Genomic DNA, 20,275 nt, shown 5'->3' with positions numbered 1-20,275 from the left:
CGTGCAAACCGATTATTCGCGGACGTACAGACGCAGTGTCACGTACGCCGTCACCGCGGCCATTCCAACGCCGGCAAGCACGAGGATCGGCGAGACGAACAGCACGTCACTGTTGGAGATCCGCGCCACGATGTTGGCTTCGTAGACATCGGACAGGACCCCGTCGATGAAGACGTTCTTCGCCGTGAACAGTCCGGCAATGGCGAGCACCGCACCGATCAAGGCCGCCACGACGGCTTCGAGGAGGAACGGAAGCTGGGTGTACCACCGCGTCGCGCCGACCAACCGCATGATGTTGACCTCGGTACGACGCGTGAACGCGGCGATCTGGACCATGTTGGCGATCAGCAGGATGGCCGCGATCGCCTGGACGATCGCGATCGCGAACGCTGCGTTGCGCACTCCACCGAGCACGCTGAACAGTCGGTCCACCAACTCGCGCTGATTGAGCACACTCTCGACGCCGGGCCTCGAACCGAAGGTGTCGTTGATGACGCCGAAACGCTCCGGGTCACTGAGCTTGACCTTGAACGACGCCGGGAAGCTGTCCGGGCTCACCAGCGCTGCCAGCTCGGGCTGGTCCTTGAACACGCGCTCGGTGGCGTCCTTCACGGCGTCTTCGCGGTTGAGGTACTGAACCGCGACGACGGACGGAGTCTGCTCGAGTTCCTTGCGCAACGAACTGCAGATCTCCTGCTCGCAACCGGGATCAGCCGAAGAGATGTCGTCGGTCAGGAAGATCTGCACCTCGACGCGTTCGAGGAAGATCTGCTGGGTCTTGCCTGCCATCTGCACGACCAGCAGACCACCGCCGAAGAGACCGAGGGAGATCGCCGTCGTCAAGATCATGGCGATGGTCATCGTGATGTTGCGGCGTAGGCCGGTCAGGACTTCGCTGAAAATAAAGCTGGCGCGCATCGGGGAATCCGATTCCTTTTCGAGAGGCCGGTTGTTTCACGACAACCGGTGGGCGTACGGGACGTGTGGTCGTAGTCGGCGCTACCTGCCGACGCCGTACACACCCCGCGCTTCGTCTCTGGTCACCTTGCCGAGATCGAGTTCGATGACGCGTCGACGCATGGAGTCGACGATGTGGTGATCGTGGGTCGCCATCACGACGGTGGTGCCTGTGCGGTTGATCCGCTCGAGCAGCAACATGATGTCCTGGCTCGTTTCGGGGTCCAGGTTGCCGGTGGGCTCGTCGGCGAGCAGCACGAGCGGGCGGTTCACGAATGCGCGGGCGATGGCGACGCGCTGCTGCTCACCGCCGGAGAGTTCGGTGGGCAGTCGATCGGCTTTGCCGGCCAGACCGACCATGTCGAGAACCTCGGGCACAGTGCGCGCGATGACGTTGCGGGGTTTGCCGATGACTTCCAACGCAAAGGCGACGTTCTCGGACACCGTCTTCTGCTGAAGCAGGCGGAAGTCCTGGAAAACACAACCCATGCTTTGGCGAAGCTTCGGCACGCGGCGGGCCGCCAACTTGTTGACGTGGAAATCCGCGACCTCGATGTCACCGGACGTGGGCGACTCCATCTTGAGCAGCAACCGCATGAACGTCGACTTGCCAGAGCCGGAGGGGCCGATGAGGAAGACGAACTCCCCCTTCTCCACCTCCACGCTGACTTTGTCGAGCGCCGGCCTGGTGGAGGCCTTGTAGGACTTCGACACATTCTTCATGCTGATCACAACTAGCCAGTCTAGCCGTTATCTAACGGTGACCTTGGCGCCACGCGCGAGCACCCTCGTCCTTATCCGGTACCGGTGGTCGCAGGTGACTGTGGCACCGACGTCGGTGCCTGCATTGCCGCGCCAGGTTGCGGGACGGTCGTCGTCGCAGGAGTCGTCGGCACTGTGGTCGCAGACTGTTCGGCGTTTCCCGGAGCAGGCGCTGGACCAGAAGTCGGCGTCGGAGAACCGGAGCTGCCCGTACTCGATTCCGAGGACGGAGCCTCGGAGGTGGTCGTCTGCTCGGTCGAGGACGGCACGGGGGTCGTCGTCGACGGTTGTTTGACCGAAGGCGCGACGTACGGCTCGGTCTGCGACGTGTCGACGCTCGGCGGCGGGTTTGCTGCCGTTTCTTCCGGATTGAGGTACGTGTGCAGCAGATACGTGAGGATCCAGGCGACCACGAGAATGAACGTCGAGGTGCGCATCCGGCCACCGAAGATCCGTGACGGAAGCCAGTCCAGGTGAATCAGGCGGTCGAGTCCGCGGCGCGGTTCCTGATCGGTCATTCGCTCGCCTCCTCGGTCCGTGCGGTGTGCAGATCCGGTGACACCGTGATCCCCTGACGTCGCAGTGCTGCGGCGACGCGGACACGAAGTGCTCGCCCGACCTGGAATTGTTTGCCAGGCAGCGTGCGCGCAACCATCCGCACGTTGACCTGATCGACCTCGAGGCTTTCGACGCCCATGACAGTGGGCTCGTCGAGCAGCAGTTTCTTGAGTCCACGGTCAGCCATCGCGTCGACTCCGACCTGACGAAGTACCTCGTTGACCCGGGTGAGGTCGGCAGTCGCCGGAACCGGAACGTCGATGACGGCGCGTGCCCAGTCCTTGGACAGGTTGGTCGCTTTCACGATCTGGCCGTTGGGAACGGTGATGACCTCGCCGTCGGAGTTTCTCATCCGCGTCACGCGCAGGGTCACGTCCTCGATGACACCTTCGGCGTCGTCGGAGGAGCCGGTGATCGCAAGCCGGACGGTGTCACCGAAGCCGTACTGGCGTTCGGTGATGATGAAGAAACCGGCAAGAATGTCCTGCACGACGCGCTGTGCACCGAAACCGAGCGCCGCACCGAGCACAGTCGCCGGCGCCACCAGACTTCCGATCGGCAAGTTCAGTTGGTCGAGAACCTTCAGCGTCGCGATCACGTAGATGAACGTGATGACCACCCAGGTGATGACCTGCGCGACCGAGTGGCGATGCTTGGTCGCCTCGGAGCGAACCAGCGCATCGCCCAACTGATAGTTGGAGTCGATCTGGTCGGTGACCTTGTTGCCGCCCCAACTGACCAACCGGGCGAGAATCATCGCGCCGAGCACGGTCATGAGGACGGACAAACCGGTGGTTTGAAGCCAATCGAGCAGGTTCTGCCCAGGTCGAAGTAAAGTCATCGTGCCTTTCGGTATCCGAACGCTATGCGGACTGGTTCTCGCTCATGCGCCAGCGGATGCCGGCCTCGAGGAACCCGTCGATGTCGCCGTCGAGCACTGCCGACGGGTTGTTGACCTCGTACTCGGTACGCAGGTCCTTGACCATCTGGTACGGATGCAGAACGTAGGAACGCATCTGGTTGCCCCACGAGCTGCCGCTGTCGCCCTTGAGCGCATCCATCTCGGCGCGCTCTTCCTGACGCTTGACCGCGAGCAGCTTGGCCTGCAGGACGCGCATCGCCGACACCTTGTTCTGGAGCTGCGACTTCTCGTTCTGACAGGTGACGACGATTCCCGTCGGGATGTGTGTGAGTCGAACGGCGGAGTCAGTGGTGTTCACGGACTGACCACCCGGACCGGACGAGCGGTAGACGTCGACGCGGATGTCGTTCTCGTTGATCTCGATGTGGTCGGTCGTCTCGACGACCGGCAGGACCTCGACCTCGGCGAACGACGTCTGGCGACGCCCCTGGTTGTCGAACGGGCTGATTCGGACGAGCCGGTGGGTGCCCATCTCGACGGACAGCGTTCCGTAGGTGTACGGGCCCTTGATCGCGAACGTCGCGCTCTTGAGTCCGGCTTCTTCGGCGTACGACGTGTCGTAGACCTCGACGCCGTAGTCGTGCTTCTCTGCCCAGCGGATGTACATACGCATCAGCATCTCGGCCCAGTCTGCGGCGTCGATTCCGCCGGCGCCGGAGCGGATGTTGATGAGTGCGTCGCGCTCGTCGTACTCGCCCGACAGCATGGTCTTGACTTCCATCGCCGCGATGTCGTCACGCAGGCTCGCCCGCTCGGCGTCGGCATCGGCCACCGCGTCGGGGCCTTCGTCTTCTGCCAGTTCGTAGAGGATCGGCATCTCGTCGAGCCGCTCGCGCAGTGCAACGATGCGGCGAAGCTCCGCCTGGGCGTGGGAGAGCTGGCTGGTGACCTGCTGGGCGTGTTCCTGGTCGTTCCACAGACCGGGGTCGGCCGCCTGGTGCTCGAGCTCGTCGATGCGTCGGCGCAGCTCCTCGACGTCCACAACCGATTCGCAGGTGCGAAGGGTGGTGTCGAGGGCGTTCAGGTCTGCAATTACGTCGGGATGCACGGTTCTCAAGGCTACCGGGTGCCGACCTGGGCTCTGCTGTGCGTCACCCTGTCCGCTCCCCCGTGCGTCACCTATTGGGATCACCGCGACTGGAAGCCTTGCCAACCAGGGTCCGAGGGAACCTACTGGAGTGATGACTGTCACCGACGAATACCTGCAGAACAACGCCGCCTACGCCGAGCAGTTCACCGGTCCGCTCCCCCTCCCACCCAGCAAGCACGTTGCCGTTCTCGCCTGCATGGACGCCCGCATCGACGTCTATCGGGTGCTGGGGATCCAGGAAGGTGAATCGCACGTCATCCGCAATGCGGGTGGAGTCGTCACCGACGACGAGATCCGATCCCTCGCCATCAGCCAGCGTCTGCTGGGAACTACCGAGATCATCCTCATCCACCACACCGACTGCGGAATGCTGACGTTCACCGACGACGACTTCAAGCGATCCATCCAGGACGAGATCGGCATCAAACCCAACTGGGCTGCCGAATCGTTCCCCGACATCGACGAGGACGTCCGTCAGTCGTTGAAGCGCATCGAGAACAGTCCGTTCGTCACCGCGACGACCTCCCTACGCGGATTCGTCTTCGACGTCGCCACCGGAAAGCTGAACGAAGTCCTCCCCGTTTGAGCCGGTAGGTTGTGTACCCGTGACCGATCGCGCATCCGACCTCGCACTCGCCCTCCGTATCGCCGACGAGGCTGACGCGATCACTCGCGCCCGCTTCGGTGCGCTCGATCTTCGAGTCGACGACAAGCCGGACCTCACCCCTGTCTCCGACGCTGACCTCGCTGTCGAGCGTGCAGTGCGCGCGACACTCGGTGAGCACCGACCGGAGGATTCCGTACTGGGCGAAGAATTCGGCGGCGACGCAGTCTTCGAGGGCAGGCAGTGGGTGGTCGACCCCATCGACGGGACCAAGAACTTCGTCCGCAACGTACCGGTGTGGGCCACGCTGATCAGCTTGCTCGAGGACGGCGTCCCCGTTATCGGCGTCGTGAGTGCACCCGCCCTGAATCGGCGATGGTGGGCTGCAACAGGTTTGGGCGCACATACGTCCTTCGGGGACAGTGATGCGCGGGCGATCCAGGTATCCGCCGTCGATCGCAGCGAGTCAGCGAGCTTGAGCTTCTCGAGCCTCTCGGGGTGGAAGGACCGCGGAATTCGCGATCAGTTCGTCGAACTCACCGACCACGTCTGGCGCGTGCGCGGTTACGGGGACTTCTTCTCCTACTGCCTCGTGGCCGAAGGCGCCGTCGACATTGCTGCCGAACCCGAGGTTTCCCTGTGGGATCTGGCAGCGCTCGACGTATTGGTCCGTGAGGCCGGCGGCGCGTTCACCGATCTGGACGGCGGCGCAGGTCCGCACGGCGGCAGCGCGGTCGCCACCAACGGACTGCTGCACGAAGACGTTCTGGCCCGCCTGCGGTAACACCCCGATACCAGAACATCCCACCCGCCGCAAGGGTCCGAGGGAGGAGTTCCGACAGGCCCGTCGGCAGGATTCGGCACGACATCTCGGCCCGTTGACTGGAAGTAGTTGATCACGCACTACTTCCAGGAGAACGATGAACCGGATTTCCAGGCGCACGATTCTGTTCGGTCTGGCCGCAGCGCCCCTCGGGCTCGCGGTGGGCTGCGGCGCCGACCCGGCAGCGAAGAGCGCCACGTTGGCGGTGGCCGGAACTTCGCGTCCGCTACCGATTCCGCCGCTTGCCGAATCCACCGTCGACGACGCAGGTGTCCGCCACTTCACACTTCGTGCCGGTGCCGGGACCACCGAGATCGTCGCGGGAAAACTCACCGACACTTGGGGTTTCAACGGATCCATTCTGGGGCCCACCGTCCGCGCCGAGCGCGGAGAATCTGTCGCATTCACGATCGACAACACACTGGCAGAGCCCACGACCGTCCATTGGCACGGCATGCATCTGCCCGCCAGATACGACGGTGGGCCGCACCAGACCATCGAAGCCGGCGGACGCTGGGAACCGGCGTGGACGATCGGTCAGCCGGCGTCGACGCTGTGGTATCACCCACACCCGCACGGATCCACCGAACGGCACGTGCAGCGCGGTCTTGCCGGACTGTTCCTGATCGACGATGCCGACACGCGGGCGTTGGACATCCCCAAAACCTATGGTGTCGACGATGTTCCGCTGATAATCCAGGATCGTCGATTCCTCGCCGACGGCAGCTTCGACGAATCAGATCCGACCGACATCGGCCTGCTCGGCGACACGATCGTCACCAACGGCATCTCCGACGCCTACCTCGACGTCACCACCGGGGTCGTCCGGTTGCGCATCCTGAACGGCTCTTCCGGCCGTCTCTACAACCTGGGGTTCCCCGACGACCGCACGTTCGATCTGATTGCCACCGACGGTGGACTGCTCGAATCACCGATTGCGATCAAGCGGATTCAGCTCAGCCCCGGTGAACGAGCCGAGATCGTGGTTCGCGTCGACCCCGGTGCGACGACCACACTGGTGTCGTTCCCGATCGAGGACGGCGGTGGCGTGAGTTCCTCCGACGCCGAGAACTTCGGCATGAACGACCGCTTCGACATCATCGAGCTGCGGGGGGTTGCCAGCCGCGCGTCACGGTCGACTCTCCCGGCGCAGTTGGCCGCACTGCCGCGTCTCGATCCGTCGAAGGCAAGCGTTTCCCGAACCTTCGATCTGCAGTGGTACATGATCAACGGGCAACGAATGGACATGAACCGCATCGACTTCGAGGCGGAGGTCGGCGCGACCGAGGTGTGGACGATCACCAACAAGGACAACTGGCCACACAATTTCCATGTCCACGACGTACAGTTCCAGATCCTCGACGTCGACGGTCGCACTCCCCCGCCGCACTTGCGCGGACTCAAGGACACCGTCTACACACCGCCGGGCAGCAGGGTTCGCGTCGCACTGCAGTGGTCCGAGTACACCGATCCCACGTTCCCGTACATGTTCCACTGCCACCTGCTGATGCACGAGGATCAAGGGATGATGGGCCAATTCCTCGTCCTCGAACCGGGACAGAAGGCGGCTCCGATGCAGATGGACATGCCGATGCCTGGTTCACACTCCGGTCACTGAAAGTTCTGCCAGTGGTACACAGCGAGGCGAACCCGATTGTCGCAACCGGTCTTCGACATCAGGTTCGCCACGTGTGTCTTCACCGTGGTCACACCCAGATGCAGCGTGTCCGCGATCTCCTGATTGCTTTTCCCTTCTGCCACCAGTGCGAGGACCTGCGATTCGCGATCGGTCAGCGGAACCTTGTCTGTCACCGCAGTGTCTGCGATACCACCGATCACCGCTCGATCCACAACGCGGCGGAGAAGTTCCGGAGTGAACACCATCTCGCCCTCGGCGACCCGCCGAATGGCGCCGAGCAGCTCGGCGGGTTCGGTGTCCTTGACGAAGAACCCCGAAGCCCCCGCGGCGAGTGCGGGATACAGATGATCGTCGTCGTCGAAGGTGGTCAACACGAGAATGCGCGCTCGACGACCGGCCTTGACGATCTGCTGCGTGGCACCGATCCCGTCCAGCCCGGGCATTCTCAAGTCCATCAGAATCACGTCGGGATCCAATTCGGCAGCGAGTGCCACCGCCTCGACGCCGTTCGACGCCTCACCGGCCACGGTCATGTCCTCGGCTGCCGCGCACAGCATCCGCAAACCGGCGCGCACCAGTCGCTGGTCGTCGACGATCAGCACGCTGATCACGAGACACCGCCCGAGACAACCAGTGGAATACTCACGTGCACTTCCCATTTCCCGTCACTGTTCGTGCCGGCGGTCATCTCGCCGCCGACCAACTCCGCGCGCTCCTGCATTCCCACCAGGCCATGACCTGCATTCCGGGGCGATCCCTCGACGTCGTTGACAACCCTGACATGCACCCGGTTGTCATCGCGACCGACCGAGACCGATACCAGCCCCTTCTTGTCGCCATGCTTCATGACGTTGGTCAGTGATTCCTGAATCACCCGCAACAACGTCAGCCTCCCGATCGCGTCGAGATCGGCTGCGCCTGACTCGACATTCTCCTGGGTATCGAAGACCGACTGCACCTCGAAACCTGCCGCACGCACACGATCTATCGCCGCACCGATTTCCGCGTCTACGGCATCCGGCTCGACCAGAGCGACCTCACCGAGCGAAGGATCACGAAGTGCGACCAGAAGCCGACGGATATCGGCCAACGCATCCGACGCCGTCGCACGCACATCCGCGAGGACCTCACGCACGGCCTCGTCCTGGGGCGCCAAGACATGTTGAGCCACGCCGATTCTCAGGACGATCGATGCCATGTGGTGTGCAACCAGGTCGTGCAGTTCGCGGGCGAGCGCACTGCGCTCCGCAGCGCGGGTCTGCGCAAGATTGTTCGCGGCCAATTCACGCTGCGAGCGCAGATACAGTCCGAGCAGCAGTGGCAACCCCACGTACGCAAGCACTTTCACAGCCGTGGTGACCGAGAAGAATGCTTCGTGAGATTCGAACCAGATCCCCGCGAGCACCGAACCGCACCATCCTGCTGCCGATACGGCAACCATTTCTCTGCGCTCGGCCCGCATCGTGACGTCGACGACGGCGACAGCCCCGAGATACGGAACAAGTTCGGACAGCCCCCAGGCGTCGGCGACGAACATCGGAACGGCGAGCGCCGAGATGGCCAGGGACGCGAAGACCGGCCATCGACGGCCGGCGACGAAGGCGAGCGCCGACAGCATCGACAGCATCCAGTAGGTGACGGGAACTCGATACTCCCCCGGATACGTGCTGGCGATCAACAGGCACGGGACCACCACCAACGGCGCGTAGCGCATATATCGCTGTATCCGATCTGGCACCTCTGTCCGGCTCACCCCTCGAGCCTATGACGCGCATCATTTCGCGGTTTCTCGACAACAGACCTTACTGATGAGTAAGATAAAAATCGTCCAACGCCCCAACACCGAGAAACAGCTGGTGATCATGACCAAGCAAGACAGTGTTGCCCCCGACAAGAGCGCTCAGCGCAGCGAATCGGGCGCGCAGCGCGGCGGCGCCAAGGGTGCGCCCCGCGACACGTCCGCCGTCGGCCTGAACCCGATCAAACGCGACGCCATGGGCGCAGCCATGCGTGTGCTTACCAAGATCACCGGTTCGGAACTGGCCGAGAAGTTCAATCTGCGTCAGACCATCGATCGCGTGACCTACGAGGGCACCAAGACGGGCTTCAAAACCCTGGGTGCCGCCACTCGAGGATTCCAGAAGGTCTCGGGCAACGGCGCACCCAAGCGCCTGCCCGACAACCCGAGCAAGAACGCCGACTACTTCGATCTCACCCCGGACGACGACCAGAGGATGATCGTCGAGACGGTGCGTGAGTTCGCGGCCGAAATCCTGCGTCCCGCGGCCTACGACGCCGACGGCGCAGCTCAGGCCCCCGCCGATCTCTCCAAGCGCGCGGCCGAGCTCGGTATCACGCTGATCAACGTTCCCGAAGAACTCGACGGAGCAGCCGCCGATCGCGGCGCAGTCACCAATTCTCTTGTTGCCGAGGCACTTGCGCACGGAGACATGGGACTTGCACTTCCGATCCTCGCACCGAGCGGTGTTGCAGTTGCACTGACGCAGTGGGGCACCGACGCGCAGCAGAAGACCTACCTTCCGGCCTTCACCGGCGAGCAGGTCCCCGGCGCAGCAGTGGTGGTCAACGAACCACGCGCACTGTTCGATCCGTTTGCCCTGCAGACCAAGGCAGTGCGCTCCCCCAGCGGCTACAAGCTCAACGGCGTCAAGAGCTTGGTGCCCGCCGCGGCTACGTCCGAACTATTCGTCATCGCCGCGGAACTCGACGGCAAGCCGTCCTTCTTCATCGTCGAATCCGACACCAAGGGACTCGTCGTCGAAGCAGATCCCAGCATGGGTCTGCGCGCCGCCGGCCTGGGTCGCCTGATCCTCACCGACGTCGCTGTGTCGGAGTCCGCGCTGCTCGGCGACGGTGACGCCGAGCAGCGCAAGGCCGAATACGCCGACGCGATTCGCCTGGCTCGCCTCGGTTGGGCGTCCATGGCCGTCGGCACCAGCCAGGCAGTTCTCGACTACGTGATTCCGTACGTCAACGAGCGCGAAGCGTTCGGCGAGCCGATCAGCCACCGCCAGGCGGTTGCCTTCATGGTCGCCAACATCGGCATCGAACTCGACGGACTGCGTCTGGTCACGCTTCGCGGCGCTTCACGCGCCGAGCAGGGCTTGTCCTTCGCTCGCGAATCCGCTCTGGCCCGGAAGCTGGCTTCCGAGAAGGGCATGCAGATCGGCCTCGACGGTGTGCAACTCCTCGGTGGACACGGGTTCACCAAGGAACACCCGGTCGAGCGCTGGTACCGCGACCTCCGTGCCATCGGCGTTGCCGAGGGCATCGTCCTCATCTGACGCCGCTGAACTTCCAGGAGAACCACGATGATCAACCTCGAACTTCCCAAGAAGCTCAAAGCATCAGCGAACCAGGCACATCAGGTCGCGGCGCAGATCTTCCGACCCATTTCACGTAAGTACGATCTCGCTGAGCACGAGTATCCCGTCGAGCTCGACACCATGGCCGCCATGGTCGAAGGCCTCTCCGATTCCGGTGGAGACATCGGCGGTGCCAGCGGCGGACGATCCGACGCGAGCGCCAAGGGTGGCAACGCCAACGGCGGCAACATGTCTGCGCTCCTCAACTCGCTCGAAACATCTTGGGGCGACGTCGGACTCATGCTCTCGATCCCCTACCAGGGGCTCGGCAACGCCGCGATCGCCGCAGTGTCCACCGACGAACAGCTCGAACGTTTCGGCAAGGTGTGGGCCTCGATGGCCATCACCGAACCGAGCTTCGGTTCCGACTCCGCCGCAGTGACCACCACCGCCGTTCTCGACGGCGACGAGTGGGTTCTCAACGGCGAGAAGATCTTCGTCACCGCCGGTGAGCGTTCGACGCACATCGTCGTGTGGGCGTCGGTCGACAAGTCGAAGGGCCGAGCGGCCATCAAGTCGTTCGTCGTTCCGCGTGACGCACCGGGCCTGAGCGTTGCTCGCCTCGAGCACAAGCTGGGCATCAAGGCCTCCGACACCGCAGTACTCCTGCTCCAGGATTGCCGCATTCCCGCGGACAACATCCTCGGCAGCCCTGAGGTCAACGTCGAGCAGGGCTTTGCCGGCGTCATGCAGACGTTCGACAACACCCGGCCCCTCGTTGCAGCCATGGCCGTCGGCGTCGGACGCGCGGCTCTCGAAGAACTGCGCGGCATCCTGACCGAAGCCGGTGTCGAGATCTCCTACGACACACCGGTCTACAACCAGCATGCAGCTGCAGCCGAGTTCATCCGTTTGGAAGCCGACTGGGAGGCCGCGTACCTGCTGTCTCTGCGCGCGGCGTGGATGGCGGACAACAAGAAGCCGAACTCGCTCGAAGCGTCCATGTCCAAGGCGAAGGCCGGCCGCACCGGCACCGACGTGACGCTCAAGGCAGTCGAGTTGGCCGGCACTTACGGCTACTCGCAGCGCCCGTTGCTCGAGAAGTGGGGCCGCGACTCGAAGATTCTCGACATCTTCGAGGGCACCCAGCAGATCCAGCAGCTGATCGTCGCACGCCGCCTGCTCGGAAAGTCTTCCGCCGAACTGAAGTGACGGTCGAACTGAAGTGACGGTCGCACAGACCCGATCCCGAAACACTCCGCCCCGCCACCTTTCGAGGTGGCGGGGCGGACTGCTCGGTCGCCATCGTGAAACTTCACCACCGAAACCTGATTGCCCATTAGTGTGTAATCAGTCCTACAACGACGCTCGGAAGAGGTTCACGTATGCCCGGATTGGTCACCAAGGTCACTGACACCATCGGCGCGGCGGGGGTCATGTTCCGAGCCGGACTCGTCCCGTTCCCTCGCCTCGATCGCGGGCTCAAATCCATTGCAGCCGTGGACAAGTACGGACCCTTTGCCGGTCCGGTCCATGCACACGCCGAGAACGGCTACGACGCGGTGGCGATCATCGACGAGCGCGGACCCATCACCTATGCCGAGCTAGAGCGTCAGAGCAACGCGTTGGTCCGGGCGTGGCAGGCCGACGGCATCACGTCCGACTCGGTCATGGGTGCGATGTGCCGTAACCATCGAGGCTTGGTCCTGACCATGCTGGCGGCAGCGAAGAACGGAACAAAGCTCGTTCTCATGAACACGGGCTTCGCACGGCCCCAACTCGTGGACGTCGCCGCGCGTGAGAAGGTGGTCGCCTTTGTCTACGACGACGAGTTCGCGGACATCGCCGATGCCTTGCCGGAAGACGTCGTCGTCTATCGTTCCTGGCCAGAGGGCACGGCCGCGGACGGTTCCACGGCAACTACTCTCGACGAGGCCATCGCCGGACGCACCACGTCGTCGGTGCCGGCACCCGAGAAGAACGGTGGCTTCGTCCTCCTCACCAGCGGCACAACGGGAACTCCCAAAGGCGCGCCGCGTGGCCACACCTCCCCTCTCGCGTCGGCACAGTTCCTCGACCGCGTGCCGTTGCGCCGCGGACAGACCATGATGATGGCGGCCCCCGCCTTCCACGGAACCGGCGTCTCGCAGTTCGCTCTCGCGTTGGCGCTCGGCCAGACCGTCGTCATGCATCGAAAGTTCGACCCGGAGAACACGATCAAACTTGTCGCACAATACAAGTGCGACAGTCTGGTCGTGGTCCCGACGATGCTCACTCGGATCATCGACCTCGGTCCCGACGTGCTGTCCAAGTACGACACGTCGAACCTGAAGATCATCTTCTCGGCAGGTTCGTCACTCTCACCCGATCTGTGCAAGCGAGTCACGGCCTCGTTCGGCTACGTCCTCTACAACCTGTACGGATCCACCGAGGTCGCGGTGGCGACAGTCGCGACTCCCGAGGATCTGACCATTGCGCCGGGAACCGCGGGCCGCGCGCCGGTGACCTGTCACGTCGAACTGTTCGACGAGAACAACAAGAAGATCACCACCCCACACACGATCGGCAGAATCTTCGTCGCCAGCGGGCTGAGCTTCGAGGGATACACCGACGGGCGTGACAAGGAACGTATCGACGGACTTCTCTCGACCGGCGACGTCGGACACTTCGACGCCAACGGCCTCCTCTTCGTCGACGGCCGCGACGACGACATGATCGTCTCCGGTGGCGAGAACGTCTACCCGCTCGAAGTCGAGAACCTGCTCGCCGATCGAGAGGACGTCTTGGAAGCGGCAGTCATCGGAGTCGAGGACGCCGACTTCGGGCACCGCCTGCGAGCGTTTGTCGTCGTCGCCCACGGCGCCGACCAGAACTCCGACGAGCTGAAGGATCACGTCCGGTCGAATCTCGCGCGCTACAAGGTTCCCCGCGAGATCGTCTTCATCGACGAACTTCCCCGCAACGCCACCGGAAAGCTGTTGCGCCGCGTCCTGATCGAGATGGAGATCAGCGAAGACTGAGCACAGTCACAAAGCGCTGAGCGTCCGGATCAATTCCGCCTCGTCGACGCGAGTGGAGTGCCCGTCGCGGAGCACGACCTCGCCCGCAACCAACACCGTGTCCACGATCTGACGACTGCCCGTCGTGAGAATGGACGCGCCCGGATCTCGCACCGGGAGGCAACCGAAGTCGCGTTCGAACCGAATCATGGTGAGGTCGGCGGGATCGCCCACGGAGATCCCGCCAGACCTGGCCGGCAGACCGAGTGCTGCGTTCGCACCGCCGGATGCGATGTCGATCATGGCTTCGAAGCCGAACAGGTCGGCGCGGCCGCGCGCGGCTCGCTGCACGTAGGCGCCGGTGCGCAGAGTCTCGAGCATGTCCTGAGTGTCGTTGCTGGCTGCGCCGTCCACACCCAACCCCACCGCGATCCCCGCGTCGAGGAAACTCGGGACGGGCGCGATTCCGCTACCGAGGCGCATGTTGCTGACGGGGTTGTACGACACTCCGACGCCGCGCTCCGCCAGCACCTTCTGACCACGGTCGTCGAGTTCGACGCAGTGGACCGCCAGCACCCGGTCCCACAAGAACCCATGGGAATCGAGGTAGTCGACCGCGTTCATGCCCGCGTGTTCGGTACACATCGTGTTGTCGGTCTGCGTCTCGAGCAGGTGAATCGAGACCGTCAGGTCGCGAGCCTGCGCGAACTCACGCACTTCCGACATCCCGTCCGGGGTCAGCGAACGTGGGTTCGGTACCGCGACTGCCACGTCAATGCGGGAACCGGCGACGTCGCGCATCATCTGATCCGTATGTGCGAGAACATCTCCGAGTGGTTGCATGAGCCGCGGATCGAAGCCCCACTTCCTCGTCTTGTCCGCCCGGTCTGCGGTTCCGCGTCCCAGCACCGCACGAATCCCGGTGTCGTGCAACGCCCGGATCACAGCGTCGTGAACCTCGCTGGACGGGTGCGGCCACATGTGTTCGACCAGGGTCGTCGTACCGCTGCGCAATGCCTCCAGCGAGGCTGCGACAGTGGCCGTGTATGCGCGCTCGGGAGTGATCTGAACCGACTCTTCTGCGACCGCGAGTAGCCATTCGAGAAGCGGTGTCCCTTCGGCGATCCCCCGCATCAGTGACTGCTGAAGGTGCGTATGGGTGTTGACGAACCCAGGGATCAGATACGCCCCCGATCCGTCCACACTTCCAGGTGTGGCGGTGCCGGTCGACTTCTCGATCGATTCGACCACCCCATTCGAGACGACGACGTCGCGGCCGGCCAGCCATTGCCCGCCGCTGTACAACGTCACGTCCCGGATGATCGCGTCGGTCATGTTCTTGGGCGCGGTAGTCATCGCCAGTTCTCCTGAAAGTGTGTGACGGAACGGATACGGATCAACGCGCGAAGTTCGCGCGTACTCGCTGGTCGATGTAGTCCTCGGCAGTGATCGGCGGGTACTTGCCCGCCGGCCCCTCGATGGTCACGTCGCGGTTCGCCTGAGCGAAGAACGCGAGGCTGTAGCGGGCTCCCCGATAGTCGGTGACTCCGGGACTCTTGACCCGGTGGAAGTTCGACGGCAGGACATCATCACTCCATCTCATCAGCATGTCGCCGATGTTGCAGGTGATCGCTTCCTCGGCCGGCACCACCGACGTCCATTCCTGGGTGTCCATCTCCTTGCCCGGGCACAGTTGCAACCCGCCCTGACCGTCACGCTGGAAAAGCAATGTCAGGCAATCGAAATCGGTGTGCGCTCCGGCACGCCACATCCCTTCGACATCTGCGTCGGCGGCAAGGGGGAAGTAGTGGAGTAGTCGCAGTGTGCTCTGGTAGGTGGCCACCGACGGGTCATGTGCCCTGGTGAAGAAGTCTCGTTCGAATCCCAGCTTCTCGGCGAAGCACGACAACAGGTCCATCGCAATGCCCCAGCACTTGGCTTCGAAGTCCAGGATCGTTTCGCGGAATCCACCCAATTCGTCTGCAGTGGGCCACAGATCACCCATATGCGGGCGGGTCACCTGGTAGGACTCTTTCTGATCAGGCGTTCCGATGGACGGACGCACCTGCGTCATGCTCTCCCAGCCGGAGTTGAAACCCTTCTTGAGCGGATACTGCGCTTTGACCTCATTGGGCAGTGCAAAGAATCGCTCGGCCGCCGCGAAAGCCTCGCGGACCTGGTCCAGATCGATTCCGTGATTGACGATTTGGAAGAATCCGATGTCGGTCGCTGCCGACCACAACTCCTCGGCGATCTCGCTGCGCCGGTTCTCGAAATCCGAGAGATCGATTCTTCGGACCTCGCGGTCGGTGGTCTCCGTGCCCAGGCCACCCATGCGGGTCTCGCGGTTGAGTTCTGTCATGTCGTACGTCATTTGCTGTGAGCTCCTTCAGCGGATTCCGATGGACCGATCGGTGAATTTGTCGGTGTAGATCTCTTCTGCAGTCAATGACTGCGGTATCGCCGCACCCCCGGCGTTCAGAATGGGCTTCAGTTCTTCGACGGTGTGAGCGACTCGCGTCATGTCGAACGTGCCGACGGATCCGTCTGCCTCGTTCGCGATCAGGCCTTTCTCTTTCAGGAGCTGGGCACTGAACGCTGCTTCACCCTCGGTGTAGGGAGAGAACGACACGTCCTGCGAGACGACGTCGACAATGGCAGCATTCGCCGTATCCGGCGCAGTGATGTAGTCCGCGGTGGCCTGCTGAATGATCGGAACCAGCTTGCTCAAACACGGCGAGAGTGTCTCGACCTTGTCGGCACGAACGGAAACATTGGACGCGTAGATGTCGAAACCCGAATCTTTCAGCAGGTCATAGGAAACCGGCTTGTCCCACGCCGGCGTCTCCTTCTCGTACGTGTACGGTTCCGAATTCGCGAATCCTTGCTGAGCGATGGTCGGGTCACCGACAAATCGCGAGGGAGCTCCGTCGTAGCTCGTGTCGAGCTGAGACTGCTTCAGTAGTCCTTTCGCCACGAGCCACTGCGGAAAGAGTTGCTCCTTGGAAACGACGACACTCGCGTCGGACTTGCCGATATCGGCAACACTCGTCCAGTCCGGATGAGACTCTTTGTCCCACATGAGGATTGCCGGGCTGTATTTGAGCAATGGCGTGACGGCCACAACGGGCTGACTTGCCGCTGCCGCGATCACCTGATCCCCGTGCACCAAGCCGAGAGTGATGGAATCGTCGACGTACATCTGGGAGCTGACGGATTGGAACCCGATTGCCGGTCCCCCGGCCCGCAAGGTCAGGTCGACTCCGGTGTCCTTCCCTCCGGCGACAAGAGTCCCACTGACGGACTTGTCGTCGGTGTCGACCGAATAGCCGGGACCGAGCATCTCGAAGAGCGCTCCCATATCCGACTGTGGCTGCCATTGGAGTTGAACCACAACGTTTTCCGGACAGAGACCCGCAAGGTTCTGCGCCTCGGCAGCTGGTTCGAGAGATTCCGCTTTCGCCGTCTCAGCCTCACTGGAGCTGCACGCAGTCAATCCGATGGCTGCACACATGGCCAGTGCCGCACCCGCCGCTCCCACACTTCTGCGATTGGAATGCACCTTGCGATTTGAATACACAGCGTCTCCTTCGTGAAAACAATTGGGATGTGGGCGAACCAAGAAAGGTGATCCGATGAGCACACTCTGCAGCACGTGGATTACATGCAATCGCCTCGTTGTTTCCATCAGGTAACGCGCGCCAGTATTCTCGCTTCACCTGCAATGTCACCTCACATTTACATTCAGAAATCTAGGCGACATACATGCAATTCAAGATAGTTCCTACATATTGAAGAACTTTTGCATGCATTACCGACCGGAGGCTCAGATGGAACTCGCGAACACGATGCAGGATGCCGACGCTCGCAAGCTCACCGCGCCGATGCAGATGGTCTTTTCCGATGTCGTCAAGAAGTTCGATACCGGCACTGTCGCGCTGGACGGCATCGATCTGGACGTGGAGCGAGGAGACTTCGTCGCCGTGGTCGGACCCTCAGGCTGTGGCAAGTCGACTTTGTTGCGCATGGCGGCCGGCCTCGAGCGACCGACCAGTGGTGCGGTTGCCCTCGACACCGAATCAGTTGGCTTCATCTTCCAGGAGCCGACTCTCCTCCCCTGGCGAACCGTGCAGGCCAACGTCGAATTATCGGCTGAACTCGGTGGCGGCGACAAAGCAGCGCGAAAGTTGCGCGCCGACGAGGCAATCCGCGCAGTCGGCCTTGCGGACTTTGCGAAACAACTGCCCAATGCGTTGTCAGGCGGAATGAAGATGCGTGTCTCGTTGGCGCGTGCGCTCACCCTCGCACCCGCTGTGATGCTGCTCGACGAACCTTTTGGTGCGCTCGACGAGATGACACGACTGGAGATGCAGGTAGAGCTCCAAAGGCTCTACACCGACAAAGGGTTCACCTCGATGTTCATCACGCACTCGGTATCCGAGGCCGTGTACCTCGCAAACAAGGTGGTCGTCATGACCGCCAGGCCTGGACGAATACATTCGGTCGTGGACATCGATTTCCCGTACCCGCGTAGCCCGGAACTGCGCTACGACGCCCGATACACCGAACACGTCGCCGAGATCTCGGCCAGCCTCCATGGGAGCTCACGATGACCGAAGTCCTTGCAGTACAACAGGGCACCACCGTACGCAATACCGCCGTTCGTACTGATTCTGCGACCACGGCGCAAGCACAGGCACAGTCCGGACGGCCCTCTCGAATGAGAGCGCTCGGCACCTTCCTGCTCTATCCGCTGCTCTCACTTGCCGGCGCGGTCGCAGCGTGGTCGATCGTCAGCTACCTCGTTCTCTCCCCGGAACGTCGATTTCTCCTTCCGCCGCCGAGTCAAGTACTGACGAAGTCGCTACTCGACTGGAAACACCTCTCTCCCATGCTCGAAGCCCTCGCAGTGACGGCACAGGTTGCGCTGGTCGGCTTCGTCGTCGCGGTGGCAGTCGGCGTCGGAACCGGCGTGCTGATGAGCCAGGCCAAGTGGATCGAGCGGATCGTCTATCCATATGCCGTTGTGCTGCAGGTCATTCCCATCCTCGCCATCGTCCCCCTCATCGGGCTCTGGTTCGGCTACGGCATGACCGCGCGCACCCTGGTTTGCGTTCTCATCGCGGCCTTCCCGATCATCACCAACACACACTTCGGGTTGCAATCGGTCGATCGCGGACTGCACGAACTCTTCACCCTCGGCCGCGCCTCGCGTTGGGATCGACTGGTGAAACTCGAACTGCGAGCGGCAATGCCGGCCATTCTCACCGGCATCCGCACCGCCTCCGGCCTTGTTGTCGTCGGTGCCATCATCGGCGACATGTTCTTCGCCAAAGGACAACCCGGGATCGGGACCCTGCTCGACGTCTACCGAAGCCGCCTTCAGTCCGAGGATCTGATCGCCGCGATCGTGATCGCGTCGGTGTTCGGCGTCCTCGTCTTCTCTGCCTTTGGATTCCTCTCACGTGTGCTCGTCGGTAAGTGGCACACGTCCGGCCGCAAGGACTTTAAATGACCCACGAAATTCCCGCCTTCGAAATCCCTACGATCGATATCAGCCCGTACCTCACCGGCGAGGCATCGGCTGCAAACGCCACCAACAGCACTGCCTGTGCGGAAGTGGCAGCTCAACTCGATCGCGCGTGCCGGGAGGTCGGATTCATACAGATTGTCGGACACAGCATTCCACGATCGGCGACCGACGGACTGGCCGACGCTCTCGACGAGTTCTTTGCTCTCCCACTGACGGTGAAGAACAACTATCGCCGTCCCTCGTCCGAGAACCGTGGCTACTCGCCACCGAAGTCGGAATCACTCAGCATGAGCCTGGGCGTCGCCGCTGCGAACCAGATGAACGATTTCTACGAAGCAATAGTCGTGGGCACAGAGGTGAGCGACTATCCGGGCGTCGACCTACCCGAGTCCAGCTACGCCGCCAACACTTGGCCTGAGGCCGCGCCCGGATTCCGACCGGCAATCGAAGAGTATTTCCGTCATGCCCAGGGCTTGGCACGAATCCTGATGTGCGCCTTTACCGACGCCCTCGGATTGCAGCCCGAGTACTTCGATTCGATGCTCGACCATTCGATCGACGCGATGAAGATGAACAACTACGCACTGCCTGAGGGCGAGATCCGCATCTCCGGCGACATGACGGGAATGGGCGCTCACACCGACTTCGGAATCTTGACCATCCTGTGGGCAGATCAAGTTCCGGGCCTTCAAGTTCTGAGTGCCGATGGCGTATGGCACGACGTCCAACCTGCCGACGGCGCACTCTTGATCAACCTCGGCGACGCAATGGCACGCTGGACGAACGACCGATGGCGCTCAACAGTGCACCGAGTCGACCCACCTATCGTCGATGGTCAGATCATCCGACGTCGCTCTGCCGCATTCTTTTTCGACGGAAACTACGACGCCGTCATCGAAGCACTGCCAGGGACTCTCGAACCGGGCGAGGTGGGATACCCGCCGATCACGATCGCCGAGAACATCGCGGCCAAAGTGGCCGGACTGAAAGGCGCGACGGCGCCCGACGTCGACAGTCGCAGCGCTGACCGGGTGCGCGCCGCCGGATAGCGCTCCCGGGTAC

At 62.7% G+C, this 20,275-nt stretch carries 19 protein-coding genes; 9 read left to right on the top strand and 10 right to left on the bottom strand.

What is annotated here, in order from left to right; genetic code table 11:
- Nucleotides 1-12 precede the first annotated feature (12 nt).
- From ftsX to prfB, 5 genes are all read right to left on the bottom strand, one after another.
- Nucleotides 13-918 carry a permease-like cell division protein FtsX gene (ftsX, locus tag GJB56_RS04075; RefSeq protein WP_003942367.1) on the bottom strand — a complete coding sequence of 302 codons (906 nt, stop codon included), beginning with the start codon at nt 916-918 and terminating at the stop codon, nt 13-15.
- 81 nt (nt 919-999) lie between these two features.
- Nucleotides 1,000-1,680, bottom strand: a complete 681-nt coding sequence (gene ftsE, locus GJB56_RS04070) for a cell division ATP-binding protein FtsE (RefSeq protein ID WP_020969258.1) — start codon at nt 1,678-1,680, stop codon at nt 1,000-1,002.
- Nucleotides 1,681-1,751: 71 nt separating this feature from the next.
- Nucleotides 1,752-2,237 (bottom strand): hypothetical protein, encoded by a 486-nt coding sequence (locus tag GJB56_RS04065; protein ID WP_020907206.1) that lies wholly within the window; start codon nt 2,235-2,237, stop codon nt 1,752-1,754.
- The gene (locus GJB56_RS04060; RefSeq protein ID WP_019747849.1) at nt 2,234-3,118 is read right to left on the bottom strand and encodes a mechanosensitive ion channel family protein; all 885 of its coding nucleotides are present in this window, start codon (nt 3,116-3,118) and stop codon (nt 2,234-2,236) included. Before GJB56_RS04060 ends, GJB56_RS04065 begins: the two co-directional genes overlap by 4 nt.
- 22 nt (nt 3,119-3,140) lie before the next feature.
- A complete protein-coding gene (gene prfB / locus GJB56_RS04055) occupies nt 3,141-4,247 on the bottom strand; it encodes a peptide chain release factor 2 (RefSeq protein ID WP_003942364.1) in 1,107 nt (368 codons plus the stop codon).
- Nucleotides 4,248-4,380: 133 nt separating this feature from the next.
- Between prfB and GJB56_RS04050 the strand changes: the two genes are divergently transcribed.
- From GJB56_RS04050 to GJB56_RS04040, 3 genes are all read left to right on the top strand, one after another.
- The gene (locus GJB56_RS04050; RefSeq protein ID WP_019747848.1) at nt 4,381-4,875 is read left to right on the top strand and encodes a beta-class carbonic anhydrase; all 495 of its coding nucleotides are present in this window, start codon (nt 4,381-4,383) and stop codon (nt 4,873-4,875) included.
- 19 nt (nt 4,876-4,894) lie between these two features.
- Complete coding sequence (gene hisN / locus GJB56_RS04045; protein ID WP_019747847.1) at nt 4,895-5,677, top strand: histidinol-phosphatase; 783 nt, start codon at nt 4,895-4,897, stop codon at nt 5,675-5,677.
- A gap of 136 nt (nt 5,678-5,813) precedes the next feature.
- Nucleotides 5,814-7,334, top strand: a complete 1,521-nt coding sequence (locus tag GJB56_RS04040) for a multicopper oxidase family protein (protein ID WP_113682993.1) — start codon at nt 5,814-5,816, stop codon at nt 7,332-7,334.
- Here GJB56_RS04040 and GJB56_RS04035 read toward each other — a convergent pair.
- Both GJB56_RS04035 and GJB56_RS04030 read right to left on the bottom strand, forming a co-directional pair.
- Nucleotides 7,328-7,966: a response regulator gene (locus GJB56_RS04035; protein WP_020969254.1), complete on the bottom strand. Its 639-nt coding sequence runs from the start codon at nt 7,964-7,966 to the stop codon at nt 7,328-7,330. The genes GJB56_RS04040 and GJB56_RS04035 overlap by 7 nt on opposite strands.
- Entirely contained in the window at nt 7,963-9,069 is a 1,107-nt protein-coding gene (locus GJB56_RS04030; protein ID WP_020969253.1) for a sensor histidine kinase, read from the bottom strand. Before GJB56_RS04030 ends, GJB56_RS04035 begins: the two co-directional genes overlap by 4 nt.
- Nucleotides 9,070-9,211: 142 nt before the next feature.
- Here GJB56_RS04030 and GJB56_RS04025 point away from each other — a divergent pair, with 142 nt between their 5' ends.
- The 3 genes from GJB56_RS04025 (at nt 9,212) to GJB56_RS04015 (ending at nt 13,701) form a co-directional block, all read left to right on the top strand.
- A complete protein-coding gene (locus GJB56_RS04025; RefSeq protein WP_024487214.1) occupies nt 9,212-10,660 on the top strand; it encodes an acyl-CoA dehydrogenase family protein in 1,449 nt (482 codons plus the stop codon).
- Nucleotides 10,661-10,687: 27 nt separating this feature from the next.
- Nucleotides 10,688-11,893, top strand: coding sequence for an acyl-CoA dehydrogenase family protein (locus GJB56_RS04020; protein ID WP_003942363.1), 1,206 nt, complete (start codon nt 10,688-10,690; stop codon nt 11,891-11,893).
- Nucleotides 11,894-12,066: 173 nt separating this feature from the next.
- Nucleotides 12,067-13,701, top strand: a complete 1,635-nt coding sequence (locus GJB56_RS04015) for an acyl-CoA synthetase (RefSeq protein ID WP_019747842.1) — start codon at nt 12,067-12,069, stop codon at nt 13,699-13,701.
- Nucleotides 13,702-13,707: 6 nt separating this feature from the next.
- Here the strand turns inward: GJB56_RS04015 and GJB56_RS04010 are convergent, their stop codons facing one another.
- Genes GJB56_RS04010 through GJB56_RS04000 form a run of 3 tightly spaced genes read right to left on the bottom strand, consistent with a single transcriptional unit; the run spans nt 13,708 to nt 17,260 of the window.
- Nucleotides 13,708-15,036, bottom strand: coding sequence for an amidohydrolase family protein (locus GJB56_RS04010; protein ID WP_113682994.1), 1,329 nt, complete (start codon nt 15,034-15,036; stop codon nt 13,708-13,710).
- A 40-nt stretch (nt 15,037-15,076) separates the two neighbouring features.
- Nucleotides 15,077-16,054, bottom strand: coding sequence for an isopenicillin N synthase family dioxygenase (locus GJB56_RS04005; protein WP_113682995.1), 978 nt, complete (start codon nt 16,052-16,054; stop codon nt 15,077-15,079).
- A 15-nt stretch (nt 16,055-16,069) separates the two neighbouring features.
- The gene (locus GJB56_RS04000; RefSeq protein ID WP_230091129.1) at nt 16,070-17,260 is read right to left on the bottom strand and encodes a nitrate ABC transporter substrate-binding protein; all 1,191 of its coding nucleotides are present in this window, start codon (nt 17,258-17,260) and stop codon (nt 16,070-16,072) included.
- 250 nt (nt 17,261-17,510) lie between these two features.
- On the opposite strand from GJB56_RS04000, the gene GJB56_RS03995 reads away from it, so the two are divergent.
- The 3 genes from GJB56_RS03995 to GJB56_RS03985 are packed head-to-tail and all read left to right on the top strand — an operon-like array spanning nt 17,511 to nt 20,262.
- Nucleotides 17,511-18,293, top strand: coding sequence for an ABC transporter ATP-binding protein (locus GJB56_RS03995; protein WP_019747838.1), 783 nt, complete (start codon nt 17,511-17,513; stop codon nt 18,291-18,293).
- Complete coding sequence (locus GJB56_RS03990; protein ID WP_020969249.1) at nt 18,290-19,195, top strand: ABC transporter permease; 906 nt, start codon at nt 18,290-18,292, stop codon at nt 19,193-19,195. The genes GJB56_RS03995 and GJB56_RS03990 overlap by 4 nt, the downstream gene beginning before the upstream one ends.
- Nucleotides 19,192-20,262 carry an isopenicillin N synthase family dioxygenase gene (locus GJB56_RS03985; RefSeq protein ID WP_099697348.1) on the top strand — a complete coding sequence of 357 codons (1,071 nt, stop codon included), beginning with the start codon at nt 19,192-19,194 and terminating at the stop codon, nt 20,260-20,262. The genes GJB56_RS03990 and GJB56_RS03985 overlap by 4 nt, the downstream gene beginning before the upstream one ends.
- Nucleotides 20,263-20,275 lie beyond the last annotated feature (13 nt).

The sequence above is a fragment of the Rhodococcus sp. AQ5-07 genome, assembly GCF_009707305.1.
In the GTDB taxonomy this organism is placed as follows: domain Bacteria; phylum Actinomycetota; class Actinomycetes; order Mycobacteriales; family Mycobacteriaceae; genus Rhodococcus_F; species Rhodococcus_F erythropolis.
The sequence above is the reverse complement of the archived record's forward strand: the minus strand, read 5'-3'. Positions and strand labels throughout refer to the sequence as shown.